This is a genomic window from Culturomica sp., from assembly GCF_003524185.1.
Classification (GTDB): domain Bacteria; phylum Bacteroidota; class Bacteroidia; order Bacteroidales; family Marinifilaceae; genus Culturomica; species Culturomica massiliensis.
In genome coordinates, this window is record NZ_DOED01000014.1 from 119,740 (window position 1) to 141,313 (window position 21,574).

At 44.1% G+C, this 21,574-nt stretch carries 18 protein-coding genes; 3 read left to right on the forward strand and 15 right to left on the reverse strand.

What is annotated here, in order from left to right:
• Positions 1 to 143: 143 nt before the first annotated feature.
• From nuoE to DD657_RS06195, 12 genes are all read right to left on the reverse strand, one after another.
• Complete coding sequence (gene nuoE / locus DD657_RS06140) at positions 144 to 620, reverse strand: NADH-quinone oxidoreductase subunit NuoE (protein WP_021987252.1); 477 nt, start codon at positions 618 to 620, stop codon at positions 144 to 146.
• Positions 621 to 678: 58 nt separating this feature from the next.
• Positions 679 to 2,436 carry an NADH-dependent [FeFe] hydrogenase, group A6 gene (locus tag DD657_RS06145; RefSeq protein WP_502696217.1) on the reverse strand — a complete coding sequence of 586 codons (1,758 nt, stop codon included), beginning with the start codon at positions 2,434 to 2,436 and terminating at the stop codon, positions 679 to 681.
• 37 nt (positions 2,437 to 2,473) lie between these two features.
• Positions 2,474 to 4,264 carry an NADH-quinone oxidoreductase subunit NuoF gene (locus DD657_RS06150; protein ID WP_021987254.1) on the reverse strand — a complete coding sequence of 597 codons (1,791 nt, stop codon included), beginning with the start codon at positions 4,262 to 4,264 and terminating at the stop codon, positions 2,474 to 2,476.
• Between the two features lie 19 nt (positions 4,265 to 4,283).
• A complete protein-coding gene (locus tag DD657_RS06155; protein WP_021987255.1) occupies positions 4,284 to 4,679 on the reverse strand; it encodes a (2Fe-2S) ferredoxin domain-containing protein in 396 nt (131 codons plus the stop codon).
• 42 nt (positions 4,680 to 4,721) lie between these two features.
• Positions 4,722 to 5,264 (reverse strand): ATP-binding protein, encoded by a 543-nt coding sequence (locus tag DD657_RS06160; protein WP_287049044.1) that lies wholly within the window; start codon positions 5,262 to 5,264, stop codon positions 4,722 to 4,724.
• A 194-nt stretch (positions 5,265 to 5,458) separates the two neighbouring features.
• Complete coding sequence (locus tag DD657_RS06165; protein WP_021987257.1) at positions 5,459 to 6,181, reverse strand: PHP domain-containing protein; 723 nt, start codon at positions 6,179 to 6,181, stop codon at positions 5,459 to 5,461.
• 46 nt (positions 6,182 to 6,227) lie between these two features.
• Complete coding sequence (locus tag DD657_RS06170; protein WP_021987258.1) at positions 6,228 to 6,566, reverse strand: DRTGG domain-containing protein; 339 nt, start codon at positions 6,564 to 6,566, stop codon at positions 6,228 to 6,230.
• A gap of 35 nt (positions 6,567 to 6,601) precedes the next feature.
• Positions 6,602 to 7,951, reverse strand: coding sequence for a [Fe-Fe] hydrogenase large subunit C-terminal domain-containing protein (locus DD657_RS06175; protein ID WP_287049046.1), 1,350 nt, complete (start codon positions 7,949 to 7,951; stop codon positions 6,602 to 6,604).
• A gap of 53 nt (positions 7,952 to 8,004) precedes the next feature.
• Entirely contained in the window at positions 8,005 to 8,418 is a 414-nt protein-coding gene (locus DD657_RS06180) for an ATP-binding protein (RefSeq protein ID WP_021987260.1), read from the reverse strand.
• Between the two features lie 9 nt (positions 8,419 to 8,427).
• Entirely contained in the window at positions 8,428 to 8,772 is a 345-nt protein-coding gene (locus tag DD657_RS06185) for a DRTGG domain-containing protein (protein WP_021987261.1), read from the reverse strand.
• A gap of 186 nt (positions 8,773 to 8,958) precedes the next feature.
• Positions 8,959 to 9,630 carry a hypothetical protein gene (locus DD657_RS06190; protein ID WP_287049048.1) on the reverse strand — a complete coding sequence of 224 codons (672 nt, stop codon included), beginning with the start codon at positions 9,628 to 9,630 and terminating at the stop codon, positions 8,959 to 8,961.
• Positions 9,631 to 9,686: 56 nt separating this feature from the next.
• A complete protein-coding gene (locus DD657_RS06195; RefSeq protein ID WP_287049049.1) occupies positions 9,687 to 12,638 on the reverse strand; it encodes a hypothetical protein in 2,952 nt (983 codons plus the stop codon).
• A 210-nt stretch (positions 12,639 to 12,848) separates the two neighbouring features.
• On the opposite strand from DD657_RS06195, the gene ligA reads away from it, so the two are divergent.
• Positions 12,849 to 15,356 (forward strand): NAD-dependent DNA ligase LigA, encoded by a 2,508-nt coding sequence (gene ligA, locus DD657_RS06200; RefSeq protein WP_287049050.1) that lies wholly within the window; start codon positions 12,849 to 12,851, stop codon positions 15,354 to 15,356.
• A gap of 141 nt (positions 15,357 to 15,497) precedes the next feature.
• On the forward strand, positions 15,498 to 17,945 hold the full coding sequence (locus DD657_RS06205; RefSeq protein ID WP_502696218.1) for an ATP-dependent Clp protease ATP-binding subunit: 2,448 nt from the start codon (positions 15,498 to 15,500) through the stop codon (positions 17,943 to 17,945).
• 27 nt (positions 17,946 to 17,972) lie between these two features.
• On the opposite strand, the gene DD657_RS06210 is transcribed toward DD657_RS06205, so the two are convergent.
• Together DD657_RS06210 and DD657_RS06215 are read right to left on the reverse strand one after the other, a co-directional pair.
• A complete protein-coding gene (locus tag DD657_RS06210; protein WP_021987266.1) occupies positions 17,973 to 18,446 on the reverse strand; it encodes an Lrp/AsnC family transcriptional regulator in 474 nt (157 codons plus the stop codon).
• A gap of 31 nt (positions 18,447 to 18,477) precedes the next feature.
• On the reverse strand, positions 18,478 to 19,101 hold the full coding sequence (locus DD657_RS06215; RefSeq protein ID WP_021987267.1) for a hypothetical protein: 624 nt from the start codon (positions 19,099 to 19,101) through the stop codon (positions 18,478 to 18,480).
• A 280-nt stretch (positions 19,102 to 19,381) separates the two neighbouring features.
• Here DD657_RS06215 and DD657_RS06220 point away from each other — a divergent pair, with 280 nt between their 5' ends.
• Positions 19,382 to 20,965: an alkaline phosphatase family protein gene (locus DD657_RS06220; protein ID WP_021987268.1), complete on the forward strand. Its 1,584-nt coding sequence runs from the start codon at positions 19,382 to 19,384 to the stop codon at positions 20,963 to 20,965.
• Positions 20,966 to 20,967: 2 nt separating this feature from the next.
• Here the strand turns inward: DD657_RS06220 and gldD are convergent, their stop codons facing one another.
• Positions 20,968 to 21,573: a gliding motility lipoprotein GldD gene (gldD, locus tag DD657_RS06225; protein ID WP_118773284.1), complete on the reverse strand. Its 606-nt coding sequence runs from the start codon at positions 21,571 to 21,573 to the stop codon at positions 20,968 to 20,970.
• Position 21,574 lies beyond the last annotated feature (1 nt).

Below are 21,574 nucleotides of genomic sequence, written 5' to 3' on the forward strand. Positions count from 1 at the left end.
CGCTTTACAGGAGTCGAAATAATTCTGTATTTGTCCGGATTGTCAGTCAATTTACAATCCGGGCTTCAGGTATGCCGGTAAAAATACCCCCGGTCAATGTGTGTGAACAGACCGGGGGCTATTTTTTATAAGAATTACAATTGTTACTCGAGTTCTTTTACGATTTTTTCGACATCTCCGGGAACGACACGGCCGAATACTTTTTCGCCGATGAGTACAACCGGGGCCAGACCGCATGCACCGACGCAACGGAGACTGGTGAGTGAGTATTTACCGTCGGCAGTGGTTTCGCCGACATTGATTCCCAGTACACGTTTGAATTCATCGAGTACTTTTTCTGCTCCTCGTACGTAACAGGCGGTTCCCATACACACGGAAATGGGATGTTCGCCTTTGGGGGTCATTGTAAAGAATGAATAGAAGGTAACGACACCGTATACTTTGGAAACCGGAATAGACAGTTGGCGGGCTATGATTTCCTGTACTTCACGGGGCAGATAACCGAATTTATCCTGTGCTTTGTGAAGTATGTTGATCAGTTCGCCGGGTTGGTTACCGAATGATTCACAGATCTGCACCAACTCTTTGACTTTATTTTCGGATAATTTTATTTCTGACATAACTTATCGGATTTGACTGTCTGCAGACCGGCATTTGCATACCGGTCTGACAGATGTTTTAATTACTTTTGTTGAAATAGTGGGTATGTAACAGATGGTGTGCTTTTTCACTCATCGGTTTACCCAGAAATTCCTCATATAATTTGATAATATCGGGATTCTCGTGTGATTTGCGAAGCGGTTTGTTACGGTCTTCCTCATAAAGAGCCCGGGTACGGGCTTTAAGCAATTCTGAATTGCCGTGGTGCAGAGGTTGTCCGCCGCCACCGATGCATCCGCCCGGACAGGCCATAATTTCGATGGCGTGGTATTCGGATTTACCTTCGCGGATTTCTTCCAGTAACCGTCTTGCATTTCCCAGACCGTGAGCAATACCGACATTCAATTTCACTCCGTTCAGTTCTATCGTTGCTTTTTTGATGTTTTCGAGTCCGCGTACGGCTTCGAAGTCTACTTTATCCAGTTTCTTTTGCGTATACAATTCGTAGGCTGTACGTAATGCTGCTTCCATCACGCCGCCGGAAGCTCCGAAGATAACACCCGCTCCGGTAGATTCTCCCAACGGATGATCGAAATCTTCGTCAGGCAGACTGTTGAAGTCGATGTTGGCCCGTTTGATAAGCGATGCCAATTCGCGGGTGGAGATGGAGTAGTTTACATCCGGATCGCCGTCTACCTTGAATTCGTCGCGTTTGCATTCGTATTTCTTAGCCAGACACGGCATGATGGAAACCACGATCAGGTTTTCGCGCGGAATATTCATCTTTTCAGCCCAGAAGGTTTTGGCAATAGAACCGAACATTTGCTGGGGTGAACGGGCAGTAGAGGGGATGTCGAGCATATCCGGGAACTGGTGTTCGAAGAAATTGACCCATGCCGGACAACAGGATGTCAGGATCGGAAGGCGTACGCTTTTGTCTCCTTCCAGGTATTTTGTCAGACGTCCCAGTAATTCAGAGCCTTCTTCCATAATGGTCAGGTCGGCAGCAAAATCGGTGTCGAATACTTTCGAAAAACCCAGTTGCCGGAGTGCGGCAACCATTTTTCCGGTTACGGAAGTGCCGGATGCCAGGCCGAATTCTTCTCCGAGTGCAGCGCGTACGGCGGGAGCCGTTTGTACGATCACAGTTTTTTTCGGATTATTGAGGTCGTTGATAAGACGGTTGGTGTGGTCCATTTCCGTCAATGCACCCACCGGACATACGGCAACGCATTGTCCGCAGAAGGTACATTCGGATTCACTCAGCGGTTGCTCGAATGCCGGGGATATGATGGAGGCAAAGCCCCGGTTTACAGCACCCAGTGCACCGACAGTCTGTACTTCGTTACACATCATTTCACATCTCCGGCAATAGATACATTTGTTCATATCCCGGATCAGGGAAGGTGAGCTTTCTACCTTGTAAGAACACTGTTCGCCGGCAAACGGCATTTCTCTGATCTTCAATTTTATGGCCAGATTCTGTAATTCACAGTTTCCGGATTTCGGACAGATCAGGCAGTCGTTGGGATGGTCTGAAAGGATCAGTTCCAATACCGTTTTGCGGGCATTCAATACCCGTAACGTACTGGTGTGTACCTGCATACCGTTTTCACAGCGGGTTGCACAGGCCGGAGCCAGGTTACGACGACCTTCAACTTCTACGACACAAATTCTGCATGAAGCCGGAAGGTTGGTGATGCACATGTCCTTCAGGTTCATGTAACAAAGTGAAGGAATATTGATCCCAACACCCCGTGCCGCTTCAAGGATAGTTGTGCCTCTGGCAACTTCGACGGTGTGGTGATCTATTTGTAATGTTATAGTAGGTTCCATAATTTTCTATTTCTCAAAGCAATGTACATAGTTTTTCTTAGACGGCACTGATTGCCTTAAATTTACATTTTTCCATGCAGGTACCGCATTTGATACATTTGGAGGTATCAATAAAGTGGGCTTCCTTGCGTTCTCCGATGATAGCGTCAACCGGACAATTGCGGGAGCAAAGGGTACAGCCTACGCACAGTTGCGGATCGATACGGAAAGAAAGCAGTGCTTTACATTTTCCGGAAGGACACTTCTTATCCTGAATGTGAGCAATGTATTCATCGTAGAAATTTTCCAAGGTAGAAAGTACCGGGTTAGGAGAAGTTTGCCCAAGACCGCAAAGGGCTGTGTCTTTGATGACATGACTGAGGTTGCGGAGCATATCCAGGTCGTCCATGCTGCCTTTGCCTTCCGTAATCCGGGTTAAGATTTCAAGTAACCGTTTATTGCCGATACGGCAGGGGGAACATTTTCCGCAGGATTCTTCCACAATGAATTCCAGATAGAATTTGGCAACAGCTACCATACAGTCGTCTTCGTCCATAACGATCATACCTCCGGAGCCCATCATCGAGCCGGCGGCAATCAGATTGTCGAAATCGATCGGAGTATCCAGGTGCTTTTCTGTCAGGCATCCGCCGGAAGGGCCTCCGGTTTGGACAGCTTTGAATTTCTTACCGTTTTTGATGCCTCCTCCGATTTCGTAAATGACTTCACGTAAAGTTGTTCCCATAGGCACTTCAATAAGTCCGACATTGTTGATCTTGCCGGCCAAAGCAAAAACTTTGGTTCCTTTGGACTTTTCGGTACCGATCTTATTGAACCAATTGGCTCCTTTGGTAAGGATTACCGGAATATTGGCCAGGGTTTCAACATTGTTTACATTTGTCGGTTTGTTCAAATAACCCGATTCGGCAGGGAAGGGAGGTTTTGTTGTCGGTTCACCGCGTTTTCCTTCCATGGAATGGATCAGGGCGGTTTCTTCTCCGCATACAAAAGCTCCGGCTCCATACCGGATTTCAATATTGAAACAGAAGCCGGTACCCATAATATTTTTACCGAGCAAACCGAATTCTTCTGCCTGGCGGATGGCTATCCGCAGGCGTTCAATGGCCAATGGGTATTCGGCCCGGATGTATACCAAACCTTTGTCGGCTCCGATACTGTATCCGCAAATGGCCATCGCTTCGATGACCGAATGCGGGTCGCCTTCCATAATCGAACGGTCCATAAAAGCTCCCGGATCGCCTTCGTCGGCATTGCATACGACGTATTTGCAATCAGACTGGTATTTGCGGGCAAATTCCCATTTCAATCCGGTAGGGAAACCGCCGCCCCCGCGTCCGCGTAGTCCGGAAAGTTTAATTTCATTGATGACTTCCTCCGGCGTCATTTCGGAAAGGCATTTTGCCAATGCAGCATAACCGTCCCGTCCGATGTATTCTTCAATATTTTCCGGATCGATAAACCCGCAATTACGCAATGCAATACGCAATTGCTTTTTATAAAACCCCATGTGTTTGGAGTCGCTTACGGCCGCTTTCTTTTCCGGATCTTTGTAGAGCAGGCGTTCTACTTTCCGGCCTTTTATGATATGCTCATTGATGATTTCTTCCGCATCTTCCGGTTTTACCTGGGTGTAAAACGTATTGTCGGGCATGATCTTTACAATCGGCCCTTTTTCGCAGAAACCGAAACAACCGGTAGCAATAACTTGTACTTCATCCTCCAGATTTTTTTCTTTGAGGTAATCTTCCATTCTGCTGATGATGTTCTTGCTGGAGGAAGCGCGGCATCCGGTACCCCCACATACAAGAATATGCATTTTATAACTCATAATTCTTAGTTTTCAGATTTCAATGTTCAATAGTGTCGTAATTTACCGGAATAATTCCTTCTACCAGTTCATCGTGTTTCAGATATTTCTGGATGATTTCTTCTGCTTTTTCACAGTTGACATGACCGAAGACGATCGGTTCTTTTCCGGGTTTTGTAATTTCTACTGTCGGCTCTGCAAAACAATAGCCCATACAACCCGTCTGTGTCACCACGGCTGCAATCCCGTTTTCTTCCAGATGAGAAAGGAAATAGTTCATTGTTTCCTTACTCCCGGATGCGATACCGCAGGTAGCCATAGCTACTTTTATCTGTATCATGTTTTCGGGATGTTCGCTTTTTTCGCGCAGGTCTATTTTAGCCTGAACATTGTCCCTGATTTTTTTCAGGTCGGCGAGTGTTTTTATTTTTTCCATAAGTCTCTAATGTTGTGTCGCCCCGGCGACGTTTCAGGTTAACTATTCTGTAATTTCTTTTTCATTTTCTTTTATCATTTCCTGTATTCCCATGATGATTTCCGGGTGGTTGACCGGAATGCCTTCCAGCATGTTTTTCAGTTCACGGGTATCGATGCTGAATGTACCGCGATCGGAGCAATGGGTATATAAAAATTCTCTTTCAGAGTTGGCAGCGATCAGTAAACTGATGGTTTCCGCCATGTTACCGAGTGGAGGGCGGTCTATGTGAGAATGCATAAACCGGGCTTCCACGATTGTCCCTTTCCCTTGCTGTGAAGTAATACTTAATGAACCCCCTGTACGCTCTGCGTTTTGTTGAAATAGCGGGATGCCGAGTCCGACTTTACGGACTGTACGGCTGGTAAAAAAAGGATCCCGCACCCGTTGCAGGGTTTCTTCGTCCATCCCGTCTCCATCGTCTTTCACTGTGATCGTCAATAAATCATCGGACCAATGTTCCTCTACGGTAATTTCTATATTTTGTGCATTGGCCCGAACTGAGTTCTGGACAATATCCATGATATGGGAAGCCAGGTCTTTCACGCGTGATTCTTTCGATCTATTTTATTTAGCCTTATTTTGAAATGAATCTGTAATAAAACGCCTCAAATTTAATTTAAATTTGAATACTTACAACGATTGCATGAAAAAGAATTTTTAAAAATGAAAAAAGATGTTGAATTTGATTCCGGGTTTTTACCGGAACGGGGATTTTACTGTTTTTGATTTATCAAAAATTAAAACCTGCTATTGTGTATGGCTTCCCGGATAGTGGAGAACGATATTTCGTCCAGTTCGAAAGGAGTCGATACCTTTCCGATATCCGGCAGATAATGTGCATCGGAGGACCGGATGAAAGGATAGTTTTTCAGGTAATCGTAATTGTGTATAAAGGATGTGTACGTTGTGTGGGGACTTAATTCCAGCGCATCGCATTGTAGAGAGGGAGGAATAAACCCCAATTGTGACAATATGCTGAAATGACTTTTGTCGATGTGAGCGGGAATGAAAATACCTTGCAGGCTGTGTACTTTTTTTTCGATTTCTTCCAAACCCGGGGTGATGGCAGAGATCAATAATTTAGGTTCTTCATATATAATATTGTCCTGAATATCGGCGACGACCTGATAGCCGAATTTTTCCGGATTGTTCGGAATATCGGGAAGATAGGTATCCAGGTATGTCTGAAAGTCTGTCAGTTGCCCGTCTTCTTCAAAGAATGCAAGACAATGCACTTCTTCGCGAGTGGTCACTTCGGCTCCGGCGAGTACAAATAATCCCGTATTTTCAGCTGCATCGCGGATGATTTTTGCTTCCCGTGTCGAATTATGATCGGTTATGCCGATAATATCCAGTCCTTTTTGGCGGGCAGTTCGCAATATGTTTGCCGGACTCATTTCCAAATCCCCGCAGGGAGAAAGGACTGTGTGTATATGTAAATCGGCATATCGTGTTTTCATAAACCGTTTCGGAAAACTCCGTTTCGTGTAAGGATGGCGTAAGCCGTTATTTTTGTTTCAGCAGTTCGTATATCTCGCCTGTAATTTCAAAGGTCTGTTTTGTTGTGGAAAGTATCGGGATGCCTTCGGCTTCACTTTCGGTGACGGTATCCTCTTCCGGCTTGTAACCTTTCACCAGAATAACGGCCGATAGTTCTTTCAGCGAAGCGATGGCCATTACGTTTTTATGTGTCTGCAAGGTGATCCACAGGTTTCCTTCCTGGGCGTTTCCCATGACGTCACTCAACAGATCGGATGTGTATCCGCCTTTGATTTCGCGGTTTATTCCGGCTGTTCCGCAACATATTTCCAGTCCTAATTTTTCGACGATATCTGCGACTTTCATGATGGTATTTTATTTGTATTGATGATTCAGGTTATTTATTTGTCGAATTTTTCCTCTCCCCAGATTTTGCAGGAGAGTTCCATGGATTCTTCCGGCGTAATCAAACCTTCTTTTGTCAGTATTTTCTGCATGAATACACATTGGTTCAGTTTGGCTTTTCCCTGTGCGACATCTTGAGCCAGCGCCTGACAGGAAGGGGCTCCGCAGGCGCCGCAATCGATTTGCGGCAGCACCTTCATGACCCGGTTGATCTTTTCCATCTTTTCCATAGCGATCAGCATGTTTTCGTCCAGTTTCTCGATGGAGCGGGGGCGAATCTCTCCCGTCAGCCGGATTTGTTCATTCAGAAATTCCCGGTATTGGGGCATTTTGTTGGCTGATGTGTAATTGTTCCGGATGTAGTTTGTCATCCTTTTTTGCAGGCGTTCGATGGTTAAAAAACGGTTGTTGATAGTGAGGGCTCCTCCGGCACAGGAATGATCACAGGCCCGTAGTTCCAGAAAATCGATGTCCGTAATTTCATCGTTTTCCAGCTTTTCCAGAATTTCGATGACGTTGTGTATTTCATCGATAGCCAGACAGCGACCGGTATAATGGGCGGCTTCGCCTCCTGTCAGCGTCCAGTTGATAGATTCCGGAGTCAGATGGTATTGTTCGGGTACTTTGGTAATGGGTTTGTCTTTGTTTTTGTTAATGGCCAAAAGGATTTTATTGTATATGAAATCCATGTTGATTACCCCGTCGACGGAAGATTTTTCTTCTCCTACCGGGCATTTGATGGCGGCAATTTTTGCGGCACATTGGGTTACGAAGAATACACCGATCTCTTCTTCCGGAATCCCTTTGTCGATGAATTTTTTCCGTACATATATGGCTGCCGTATCCATGACTTGCTTCAATCGGATAATGTGGTCGATCAAGGACGGGAACCGGACTTGTATCAGCCGGATGACAGCCGGACAGGAATTCGAGATAAAAGGTTTCAGGTGGGCGTTTTTCTCCATGTATTTCCGGGTTTCTTCTGCTAGAATGCCGGTGGCTTTGTCCACTTCCATCACATAGTTAAAACCCATATTATGTAGTTCGGAAAAGATTTGCTCTTCGCTGATATCTTCCGGGAATTGTCCGATCAGCACAGTGGGGAGCAAAATGATCCGGTAAGAGAACTTGAATATTTGGCTGAAATCGTCCTGTTCGACAATAATAGCGTGTTGAGGACAGGTTTTCAGACACATTCCGCAATCTGTACAGGCCGCTTCATTTAAGGACGCCTTTCCGTTCCGGATTCGTATGGCGGAGGTAGGGCATATATGCATACAATGGGTGCAGCCTGTACAGACGGCGTCCACGATTTTTAATGCATGATAAAATTCCCCTCCGCTCATTACTCGTTATTTTATATTTCCCTTATTTGTACGGGGTATTTGTTATTTCGTTCTTACTTTAAATAGGTGATCATGCGGACAGTCGTACCCACGTTGATTTCGGATTGAATGTCCAGCTTGTCACAGTTTTTCTGCATATTGGGTAATCCCATTCCCGCTCCGAATCCCATTTCCCTGACTTCGGGGGTAGCCGTGGAATATCCTTCCTGCATGGCCAAACCGATATCCGGAATACCCGGTCCCTTGTCAGCTACGGTAAGTTGGATCGCTTCCGGCGTAATTTGTAATTTGACAGAACCTTCCCAGGCGTGGGCAACGACATTGACTTCGGCTTCATACAATGCGACGACGATACGTTTGATCAGATTGCTGTCGACATTCAGTTGTTTGAGTATTTTTTTTATTTCGCTGGAAGCTGTACCGGCACGTGAAAAGTTACCGCCTTCTATGTTGAAATTAAATTCCATAATTCTGTTTTAATATACGGGTTCCAGTCCGGCTTTATAGAGTTCGCCACAGACTTTAAACATACTTTGGGAACATTGTAAAACGGCGATACCGTTTTCCCGGGCCAGTTCCAGCATATCCGGACTGACTTTTTTGTCCCGGACGAAGAGAATGAAATTGATGTCGGACATTTCGGCTGTCCGGATCACCTGAAGATTAGCGAGTCCGGTGATCAAAAGCATTTCTTCCGTATTCAGACGCAGGACATCACTCATAAGATCGGCTGCAAATGCCCGTTTTATTTCGCATTCGAGATGTTGGTCTCCGCATATAACGGAGGCTTTTAACAGTTGCACAATATCATTTAATACCATCTTTCGGAATTTAGATGGTTACGAATATAACAATTGCAATCGTTTTAAAAAAATTTTTTTAAGGAAAGATTGAATTTCAGACATTGTCCGTAACTGAAAAAGACGGAATGTATGGTATTGATATCAGATGGTATATGTAAATTTTAATTCATTGTGAAGTGGATCGTATCTTAAAGGAAACTGTTATTAATGACAAGGGATATACAAGGCATCATCTCTGGGAATTAATAACGTAGGGGTGTGCGAATAACGTTTGAATAAGCGCAGATTCAGCGGTGTATAGAATGGAAACAGACGGAAAGGCCGCATGATAAACACAATGGAATTGTCTGTTTGTATGAACGTATTTTTTAAAATATGCTCGAAACTCCCTTTGAAGAAGGATTTGGTGTACCGGGCATTGGAATTTTTGAAAATATTTTCGATAAAGCTGACGTTGTTATCAACCAAATGAGCTATACCTTCGTCTTTTTCCTGCGGAATCGTCAACTCGATCGTTGCTTTTGTATTGTATCTTTGGAAAAAGTTCGCCCAGACTACTTTTTCTTTGTTTTCCTGCAGGTAACCTACCGGAATATTGAAATGATTGTAGGAATCCTCGGGATAAGACGCCCGGACAAGCAACATCGGTTTGTTGATCTCGTAGGCATATTTCAACAACTTACCGAATTTCAACGTATCCCGGTTAAGTATGCACAATACTGTTTTTTCGGAAAGGAGTGTAACAATGGAGGCCGCAGTTGCCGGAAGCTTTTCGAATCTGACATTCAGGTTGTATAGTATCCCTATTTTGTTTGCCAGAACCGTGATTTCTTCCTCACTGTCCTTATAAAATGCAATGATTTCGTAATTTGCCATGGCATTTTTTTATTAGTTTTTCAAAGTAAGCTAAAAAACAAATAATAAACAAATATTTAGATACTAAAACTAATATTGAATAAAAACTCTGCAAACATCGATTTGGTTTGTGTTTCGTAACCTGTCCGGATTCCCATGGTCAGGGGAAACGGTAATCTCAAAAAATGGAATCCTGCTGTCAATTCTGCTCCGTAAGAGTAATAGTTTTTTTCCGCCCGGCGGAATTTTTCATGTCCCATATCGAAGAAAAGTCCTCCATCCAGACGTTTTATATAAAAGAGGGAAGTGATGTGCTGATCGGGAAAGAGCAGAGGTAATTTATAATTTGTCCGTAGAGTTGTCAATTCTGAACCGTAAAAATGAATACCCCGGGGTTGGAGTATTTTTTTTCCGTAGGCTCTGTTATCGGGGCGTTCCTGGTATCCTCCGTATAAAGAAATGGAGTTGTTGACTGCAAAGCCGGGAAAATAGAATGTGCCGGATACCCACCATTCATGTCCCAGATCCAGTTTTTTCCAGGGTGTATGTGCGTAGCCTATTTGTATCGATTGCCCCCAGCGGGGGTTGATTTCCTGTGGCGTCATACGGGTTTGGCTGCCTAACAGCAGGCCGTACTCCAACATCTGGTAATAGTTGGAAGGGGTCGAGAAACGGAAGTCGGAAGGGTTTACCGGCAGAATGTAGCCCATATCGCCCTTTTTTGTCAATAGGTAGGTTTCGCGGACTTTATTGTTGTGTATGGCCTCGATTTTGTAACGGGCGTAAGGGGTGATATAACGGTTGTAATTTTTTCTGGATATGTTGAAGGGGAGTTGAACGGTAAATTCTCCCTGGGTATAATTCGACCGGTTTTTCAGGTAGAGGGTATCTTTTGTTCCGGTGTGCAGGTTTTCGGCCTTTGTGTTGAAGGTGTAATAGTCGTATCTTCCGCTACGGATGTCGACGGAGAATACCGGCCATATTCCTTTGTAGCTGGCGTTAAGCATCCAGGCGCCGTGATCGTAGTCCGAATCCAGAATATATCCGGCAGATAAGGACAACGTGCTCAATTTGTTTTGGGAATAGGCAACGATACCGGCTGTGATTTCCTGTCTGCTGGGGTCTATGTACAAAGGGCCCCAACTGTGGAAATTGAATAGATGGGTAAGTTTCCGGTATTTCCGGGTCGGATATATGGAATCGTTATCCCAGGACATCTTCCAGTTTTCTCTTCTAACGAGAGAGTCGGCCAGACGGAAATGTTCTTTGTCTAAAGGGATATTTTTTAAGTCCTTTAAGGCTATACGTCCGGGTTTATAACCGTCGGAAGTATAGAACGAGAAATACAGGGAATCGGTATATAAAGAAGGGAAACGCACTCCGTAGGGAGCATTCAGGACATTGTCGATGTGACCTGTCCGGCTGTTTCTGGCATAAAATGAATTATTGGCATTGAAAGAAGCCCGGAACAGCAGCAGGCTGTCCTGTACAACCGGGTTATCCAGTTCATACCAGACGGGGGCGGTGATTTTTTCTCTTGCACCGCTGTGCAGGTCGATCGATTCCAGGTGTATGCCTTGCCGACCCTGAACGACGGTTGTTATCTTTTTACCATCGTAATGCGGGTGAATAAATAACTCATCTTTGGATGCCTTGATGCGTTGCAATTCTTTTTTCATTTCCGGGTCGAGAATGACCAGTGAGGCCCGGTTATTGTCGTTTACTTCGACAACACCCCAGTTTTCACCGACAGAGAAAGGAGAAAACCGGTTGTGACGACTTTTGTGATAACGGTATTTGTGTCTGTGCAGATCGTAACTTACAAGCGTGTTGCGGCCGCCGTGCTCCCAACGGATATCCGGCCGGTATTCCGTCCAGACGATACGGTCGTCGTTTATGGCATATCGGTTGTCGTCCATGACTCCCGTGCGTGTCAGTAGTTTGTCTTTGTCTGAGCCGATGCTTACGAAAGCACCGGTTTCCCGCAACCCTTTTTTGTAAGCAATGAGCCGTCCATCCTGTAAACGGATGGGGTAAAGGTAATGGGTATAGGTTCGGTTGTGTGTGGAAACGGTATCGAATTTACTGGAATCGTGTATAACTTCTTTTTGCCAGATGCGTTGTAATTCCGTAAAATTATCCCGGTATAGGGTGCGTTTGGCATCCCGGTAAGTATTGGCTTTTTTTACACTGTCTGCATTGATAAAGAGGGACCGGAAGGTGGAATCCCGCCACAGGCTGTCCCGTTTTTGCGCCAGGGTTTTACGCAGGCTGCGGGCAAAAGGGGCCAGGCTAAAAGGACGGCGGCCGATGCGGTTCAAGGCGTCGGTCCAGATTTCGTTACCGTAGTTTACCCGGGCATTGCCCACCATAAAATAGCCCATGTTATAGCGATTGGGGACAAAGTCTTTATCCGATCCGAGGGTTGCCTTATAATAGGTGTATATACCTTTTTCAACGATTTGTGCTTTCATTTCATTGAGAAATTCAGGAGAACGTCCTCTGCCGATATGTCCGACGGCGGTTTCGAATGTCACGGCGTCGCCTTCGAGGAACCACAGGGGAAGATATAAGCCGGTAACGGCAATCGTAATTTCTTCTCCGAAAATGTAATATAGCAGTTTCGTCAGTCCCTGGTTCACTTTGTCGATTTGTACGACATGACGGAATTCATGTACACAGAGGTGTTCCAGCCAGGTATCGGATGGTTCCTGGGGAGGCATCGTATACAGATCGGTTTTACGGGGAGCCCAGGCAACGTTACCATTGGCAATACCTCCGCTGGCGTGAATGACCATCGATATTTTTACGGGTTTATGTGCCAGAGAATTCGAGTGGCGGTACAAGGCTGCGTATATATTCGCAATTTTTTGGGCATTTTCTTCGAAATAGTCCGGGTAAATGATCTGAAAATCTTCTGTTTTAATTTGTTTCCAGCGTAAACCTGCCGGATCTTGCCCTAAATCGACAAACTGAGCTTTTGCGGAAAATAGTAACAGTAAAAAAAAGACGGATAATTTGATCTTCATAGTTTACGTTGTAGTCTTATTTAAGTGTCTAAAAATATAGTTTAGATTTGAAATATTGTATAATTCATCAATATATTTTGATAAAATAACTGTAAGCCGGTTTGAAAAATACCTTTTTTTCAGGATTTTCCTGCATTTTTCGAACTCTTTCAGAAGGAAAGAAAATGATTATTTTTCCGTAACTTTGTCGTAAAGATTTATACGGAAACTATGGAAAAAGCAGAGGAACGGCTATTGGCGTTGCGTAAATTACTGGAATATCATAATAATAAGTACTATATCGATAATGCACCGGAGATTTCGGATATCGAATTTGATCGTTTGATGCATGAGCTGGAAGCTTTGGAAGAAGCTCATCCGGAATGGTATGATCCGAATTCTCCGACACAGCGGGTCGGTCAGGATATAAACCGGGAATTTACCCAGGTGGAGCATAAATATCCGATGCTTTCGCTCAGTAATACATACAGCGAGGAAGAAATCCGGGACTTTGATACCCGGGTACGTAAAACGGCAGGTGAAGTACAATATGTATGCGAGTTGAAATACGATGGAACTTCGATCAGTCTGACTTATACCGGTGGGGAATTGACACAGGCCGTTACCCGTGGGGACGGGGTGAGAGGCGATGATGTGACGGCTAATGTCCGGACCATTCGTATGGTCCCTTTAAAACTTCAGGGAGATTATCCTGCCGAATTTGAGATACGGGGTGAAATTTTAATGCCTTTTGCTGTTTTCAACCGTTTAAATCAGGAGAAAGCGGAAGCAGGGGAAGCGCTGTTTGCCAATCCCCGGAATGCTGCTGCCGGTACGTTGAAATTACAAAATTCGGCTTTGGTGGCCAAACGGCATTTGGATTGTTTTCTTTATTATTTGCCCGGAGAGAATACGCCGGCAGATACGCATTACGGTAGCCTGATGAAGGCAAAGGAGTGGGGATTTTATATACCGCCTTATCTCCGGCTTTGTAATACCATCGGAGAAGTATGGGATTTTGTGAAAGAATGGGATAAAAAGAGGGTGGATTTGCCGGTACCTATCGATGGTATCGTCGTAAAAGTCAATGATCTTGAAAAACAACATTTATTAGGCTATACGGCAAAATCTCCCCGCTGGGCGATCGCTTACAAGTTTAAGGCAGAACGGGAAGCTACTCCGTTGATTTCGGTCAGCTACCAGGTAGGCAGAACGGGGAGTATAACCCCTGTTGCTAATCTGGAACCGGTGCATCTGGCCGGAACGGTGGTGAAACGGGCTTCTTTACACAATGCGGATATTATAGCCGATTTGGATTTGCATGAGCATGATACGGTGTATGTCGAGAAAGGGGGAGAAATCATTCCGAAGATTGTAGGAGTGGATGTGAGCCGTAGAAAACCGGATGCGTTACCGGTGCAATTTATTACACATTGTCCCGAATGTGGAACGGAATTGGTGCGGATAGAAGGCGAGGCCAACCATTATTGTCCGAATGAAGAACATTGTCCCCCGCAGATTGCCGGTAAAATCGAACATTTTGTCAGTCGCCGGGCCATGGATATAGAAGGTATGGGGGAAGAGACGATAGATTTATTGTTGAGCCGGCACTTTATACAAAATGTGGCCGATATATATATTTTACCGGAACGGCGGGCCGAATTGATCGGATTGGAGAAAATCATTTATCCTCAAAGTTTTGAGATGACGAGTATTCCGTTGGCTAAGGTGATTTACGGCTTTGAAATCGGATTGAAAAACATATCGGCTCGTCTGGCAACGATGCTGGCAGGGCGTTTTTCCAGCCTGAAGGCATTAGCCGAGGCCGGTAAGGAAGAGTTGATGGCCTTGCCTTGGGGAGAGAGTAAAGATATAGAGAAGAACGTAAACCGGATTCTGGATTATTTCCGGACTCCTTTCAATGAGCCTTTAGAGCGTTTGAAAGCAGCCGGAGAGGTGGCGGATATTCCTTCGGATGATGTCATTTTTGCCTTTTGTATACCCGGGGTTGACAGGTATAAAGCGGAATTATTGGCAGCTTCTTACGATTATATTTATGAATTGGCAACGGCTTCTGAATCGGAAATAGCAACGGTAGAGGGAATGACAGATACGGATGCCGTCAATATCCGGAATTTTTTCCTGCGTAATGAAAAAATGGTACGGAAATTGAATACCTTAAACGTATACCGGATGCAGGAAAAGTCAGTGGATAACTTGATCACCGGTATTGAAAAATCGAAAACCGCCGGATTTCCTGCCTTATTATATGGTTTGGGGATTCGTTATATCGGTGAGACGGCTTCCCGTAATCTGGCCAGAAGTTTCCGGAGTATGGAGAAATTGATGGCTGCCGACTATGAACAACTGATAGAGGTGGAGGATATCGGAGAGCAGATGGCGAATAGTTTATTGAAATATTTTGCACGGATAGAAAATCGGATACTGATCGAACGTTTGCTGAAATATGGGGTTGCCGGAGAGATGGAGGAACAAGCTGAAGAAAACAATATCCTTGAAGGACAGATTTTCGTAATAACAGGGACATTGAGCCGGCCGCGGGAATATTTTAAAGATATCATATTGAGTGCCGGCGGCAAGGTCAGTGATTCGGTATCTTCAAAAACCACTTTTTTGCTGGCGGGAGAAAATGCCGGAAGTAAATTGAAAAAAGCTGAAAAATTGGGAATCCGGATTATCGGAGAAAATGAATTTAAGGAGATGATTAACGATAAGTAATAATAATTTCTTTTTTTCAATAGTGATTTTCATTGGAATGTATTATTTTTATGATGTCAAATGCGACTTTTCAGATTTTAAGTAAGAGTTGCTTATTAAATAAAAATGGGTAAAAGCGATACAAAAAGATTAAAACAGATAATGACCTCTGCAGGAGAGGAAGCTAAACGTTTGGGTAATTCGAAGATTTATCCCGAACATTTGTTTTTGGGGCTGTTGAGGTTGAGTCGGGGCCGGGCAATAGATGTGCTGATGGCTCTGGGGGTGGATTTCTATGAGGTGAAGGATCGGATAGAAGAAAAACTGGCAAAGAAAAAAGAAAAAATAGAATCTTTGACAGAGTTGGATTTTACATTGGCCGCCAACAGTATTTTGAAACGGGTGATGGAGGAAGCTTTGAAATTAGGTGATGAGCAGGTGGATTCAGAACATGTCATGTTGGCTATACTGCGAAGTGAAGCTGTATTTGTATCCAAACTATTCAAATCCATGGGGGTCGATTACGAGGTGTTCAGGGAGCAGTTGCTGAAAGAACGGGCCCGGATGCAATCGGATTATAAGGAGGATTCCGAGGATGAGGACATGGAGGATGAAGATCCGTTGTATAATCCTTACCGTCAGCAGGGAATGTCTAAATCAGATACTCCGGTACTGGATAATTTCGGAATCGATATTACAAAAGCTGCGGAAGAAGGTACATTGGACCCGATTGTCGGTCGTGAACGGGAAATCGAGCGTTTGGCACAGATATTGAGCCGCCGCAAAAAAAATAATCCGGTATTGATAGGTGAACCCGGTGTCGGCAAATCGGCCATAGCAGAGGGGTTGGCTATTCGTATCACGCAACGTAAGGTGTCCCGGGTGTTGTTTGACAAGCGGGTTGTGGCTTTGGATATTGCTGCTATCGTGGCGGGAACAAAATACCGGGGACAGTTTGAAGAGCGTTTGAAAGCGATTTTGAATGAATTGGCCAAGAATAAAAACGTTATTTTATTTATAGATGAGATTCATACCATTGTCGGAGCCGGAGGATCGGGGGGAAGCCTTGATGCTGCCAATATGCTGAAACCGGCACTGGCCAGAGGAGAGATTCAATGTATCGGCGCGACGACATTGGACGAATATCGTCAGAATATAGAGAAAGACGGTGCTTTGGAACGTCGTTTTCAGAAAGTATTGGTAGAGCCGACAACTTTTGAAGAAACGGTAGAGATTCTGAATAATATAAAGTCGCGTTATGAAGAGCATCATAATGTAAAATATACGCCGGCAGCTATTAAAGCGTGTATAAAGCTTACCATGCGTTACATTTCGGACAGGGCATTGCCTGATAAGGCAATCGATGCTTTGGATGAAGCGGGGTCCAGGGTGCATATTACGAACATCAACGTTCCGGCTGTAATTGAGGACCTGGAAAAGAATATCGAAGAGGTAAAGTATCAGAAGAAGGAGGCTGTAAAACAACAGAACTTCGAGGTCGCTGCAGCTTTTCGGGATAAAGAGCGTCATCTGACTTCATTGTTGGAGCGGGAAAACGAGTCATGGCAAAAAGAATTGAATGAGAATCCGATTCTTGTCGATGAGGAGCAGGTTGCCGAAGTGGTGGCTATGATGACCGGTGTGCCTGTAAAACGGATTGCACGCACGGAAGGTATAAAGTTGCTGCAAATGCGGGACGAGCTGGCGGGTAGTGTTGTCGGTCAGGAAGAGGCGATTGAAAAGATTGTGAAATCGATTCATCGGAACCGGGCCGGTCTGAAAGATCCCAACCGCCCGATTGGTTCTTTTATATTCCTGGGACCTACAGGGGTCGGAAAAACCCAGTTGGCTAAAGTTCTGGCAAAATATCTGTTCGATACAGACGATGCTTTGATTCGTATCGACATGAGCGAATATATGGAAAAATTTGCCGTATCCCGGCTGGTCGGAGCACCTCCCGGATATGTCGGATATGAGGAAGGCGGACAATTGACGGAAAAGGTAAGAAGAAAACCTTATTCGGTGGTGCTGTTGGATGAGATCGAGAAAGCCCATCCGGATGTTTTCAATATTTTGCTGCAGTTGCTGGACGACGGGCAGTTGACGGATAGCCTTGGACGGCGGGTGGATTTTAAGAATACCATAATAATCATGACGTCCAATATCGGAAGCCGGCAATTGAAGGATTTCGGCAGAGGCATCGGATTTAGCCGGGAAGACCGGGTGAATGATAAGGATTATGCCCGGGGTGTAGTACAAAAGGCGTTGAAAAATGCATTTGCTCCCGAATTTCTGAACCGTATCGATGATGTAATTGTCTTCAATGCATTGACGAAAGAGGATATTCATAAGATTATCGATATCGAATTAAAAGGACTGATGAAACGGGTCGGCGATTTGGGATATGTTGTCGAGATTTCGGAGGAAGCCCGGGAATTCCTGACAGAGAAAGGATATGATCCGCAATATGGGGCGCGTCCTTTGAAACGAGCCATTCAGAAGTATCTGGAAGATGAATTGGCAGAGGTGATTATTAAAGGTACGGTTCCGGAAGGAGGCGTGTTGAAAGTCGACTGTGACAAGGAACACGACAGAGTAATCGTTATATAAAAAAAAGAGCTTGAAAAAGCTCTTTTTTTATTTGGGATCTTCTGTAAGCAGATCGACTTGTTTTTCGATAATGGTATCCAAAGATATAAAAGATTCCGTTTTAGCGATCCCCGGTATATTCTGAAGGGTATTGATCAAAACATCCATCAGATGCTGATGATTGTTACACCGAAGCTTCAAAAGAAAGGCATAATGGCCTGTAATGAAATGGCATTCCGTGATTTCCGGAATTTTTTCTAACTCTTTAACCACAGATTTGTATTGATGGGCATTGTCAAGAACAACACCGATAAAAGCACATATCTTAAGCCCTAAGGCTCTGGGTTTTACAATAAAACGGGAACCTTCAATAATTCCTGCATCTTCCATTTTTTTTACACGTTGATGGATGGCAGCTCCGGATATTCCGCATTCTCTCGCTATTTCAAGGAAAGGTACCCTTGCATTTTTTACCAGATAGGAAAGGATTTTTCTATCTATGTCGTCTATTTGATATTTCATAGTTGTTTATTTTAAACTGATTGACCGGAAATTACCGGAAGTTTAAAACACTGTAAAGCTGTTTGCGTTGCTTGTAGTATCTTTTTCCTTCCTCATTTGTGATCGATTTGATAATGCTGTCGATCAGATTGTTGAAAATTGTCGTAAATGTAAATCCTTCAGGCGGATAGATTTCCGGATTGTGGATATCATTCAATTTGGCAATAAACATGCGGGCAATCATTTCGCTGGAAGCATCCTGTTTATAAATTCCCTGTTCCATGCCTTTTTCGATGTTGATTTTTATCTTTTCGTATATAAAATCCGAACGGAGATTCTTATGTTCTTCGTAAAGATCCGGATAGGCTTTTGATAAAGCCATTGTTACCGAGGGGGTTACATTGAAAAAACGATTGTTGATCTCGTTACTTACAATCAGTAAGATGTCAATTGCATTCCATCCTTCAAAGTTGTATTCATTGAAAATTTCTTCGAAACACCTTCTTTCATGAGCTAAAATCGTATTAACCATGTCTTTACGATCTGTAAAGTATTCTTTCAGTTCATTTGTGGATAAGCCTACTTTTTGTAGATGCTCTTCGCTGAAATCATTGATTCCGTAGCGACTGATATAGGTCCTGAGTTTTTCTGCCAGCTGAAATTTCTTGTCCTCCATAATTTAATTCAGGTTTAATTGAAGTGGTAAATATAGTAAACAAATAGGAAAACTACACAAGCTTACTTATAAATTATAATATTTTGCTCCCTTTTTCTTTAAAACCGAAACTCCGACATCCTTTGTTGATAATATGCGGAATCCGAGGTGTTAAACATCATTAAAATCACGGTAATCTTGTTGTAACGATTAAAATATTTTTTGATTTTCATTTTTCGGTTTTTAATTGTTTTTACCTTTGTTGCTTTGAGAAAATTATTGTCATCAGATAGAATCGGTTATGAAATATATATATGTTTTTCTGCTGTTTTGTTGTGTGTTGAAAGGATATGCTTCGGAAAATAAGACCAGGTTGATCGTCACTATTACGATTGATCAGTTTTATCCGGAATGGTTATCCGTTTATGCCGGGGATTTGGAAGAAGGAGGATTCAAAAGGATTATGAATCAGGGAAAAAGGAGTGTTGCCGATTACAATTATTTGTATTCCCAGACCGGAGTCGACCAGGCTACGATATATACAGGTGTACTGCCTATTATTCACGGGATTGTGGCTCATGACTGGTATGACAGATTGAGACGCTGCCGGATAAATAATGTGGCCGCTGTGAATTATCCGGAAATCGGTTACGGTGATTCGCTGAAAGGATATAGTCCTGAAGGATTGGAGGCGTTGACTCTGGGCTGTGTATTGAAAATGAATGATGTATTTTCCAAGGTATACAGTGTGGCTGTTAATCCGGAAGTGGCGGTGTTGGGAGGCGGTAGTTGTGCCAATCTGTCGTTGTGGCTGAGTGAAAAAAGCGGCAAATGGGTTTCTTCCGGTTTTTACGCTGATTCTCTCCCGGCCTGGCTGACGGCTTATAACGGAAAAATCGAAAGTGATTTCCTCATTCGCCGGGGATGGATGCCTTTGGCAGAAGAACAGAGTAATTCACTTTCGTTGAAAATGAAAAATAAGTTGGGCATGGGAAATAGTTTTTTTTATGATATCGCCCAGGCTAAAAAGAAATTTAATACTTACCGGGTGTTGAAAGCCACACCTTATGCTAATACGATGGTGGTGGATCTGGCCGAGCAATTGGTAAATTCGGAGGGATTGGGCAAAGACAATGATGTGGATTTGCTGGCTCTCGGCTTTTCGAGCCTTGATTATATGAACCGGGATTTTGGGGTTTATGCCCGGGAATTTCAGGATATGGTGCTGCGTATGGACAAAGACATACAGCGTTTGCTGGAATTTTTGGATAGTAAGGTCGGGAAAGAGGGGTATACGGTGGTGCTGACTTATACGGAAGCCCGGGAGTTGTTGCCCGAAGAATTGGATAAAATGCGGATAGAGAGTGGGTATTTCAGTATTTTTAAGTCTGTGGCCTTATTGAAATCTTATCTGAACCTGGTGTATGGGGACGGAGAATGGGTAGCTGATTACGATGCCGGACAAATTTATTTAAACCGGGGATTGATAGAGAAAAACAAACTGTCATTGGAGGAAATACAGGATAAAGTAGCTGATTTTATGGTTGAATTCGAGGGAATATCCAAAGTATTGACGGCTTATTCTTTGTCCCGGAATGCATTTTCTCACGGACAGGAGATGTTGATGCAGAATGCTTTTTCCCAGAAGAGGAGCGGAGATGTGATGTTTTGTTTGCAGCCCACCTGGATTCCGGAATTGAAGGACAGGGAAGACAATTATTTTCGTTACAGTAAGCGTAATAAAGTGCCTGTATTCTTTTACGGTGCAGGTATCGGGCATTCTCTGGCTCCGGAATGTAAGATGACGGACCTATTGCCGACCTTGTGTTATTTGGCAGGGATACCGGTACCTTATACGGCTAAAGGGGAAATTCTTTTCCGGTGATCTTACCGGCTAAATTCGGCCGACTCCATAAGTTCGACGATGTCTTTCCGTAAATATTCGATGACCGGGGCCAGGGAATCTTTGTTGGGATGTGTATGAAAATACAGGGACCCTCTGAGGAAATGCCGGGTGGAATCAGTGATATAAAATTGTGTCGATGAAGCTGTATTGCCTTCAATCAGGTAAAGCAAACCGTGTAATCCTTTGTCCCGGCTGAAATACTGTTCTTTTATCGATTCTGCTTTTACTGTATGAGCATAAGCCAGCCGATGACAATCCTGTTCGTACCTAAGGAGAGAAGTATCATTCGCAATGGTTTTGTAGGACAGGTTGATTATAGCGTTGTATGCCGGATACCGGATGTTTATCCAGTAGGCTTCTGCATCCGGCGATTTATCGGGTTCGATTACGGCCTGGTCCGATATATTGAATGTGTAAGGTAAACCGGGAGCAGTCATCGGTGAGTATGCTTTCTCCGGAAAATCGATCCGGTAGTAACCGTAAGGACGCGGAGAGTAATTTTCCCGGCAGCTCATCGGTAGTATGGCAATAGATAATAAGCAGGCCGTGAAAATTATTTTTCCTGAAAATCCGGTGTTTATCTTCATT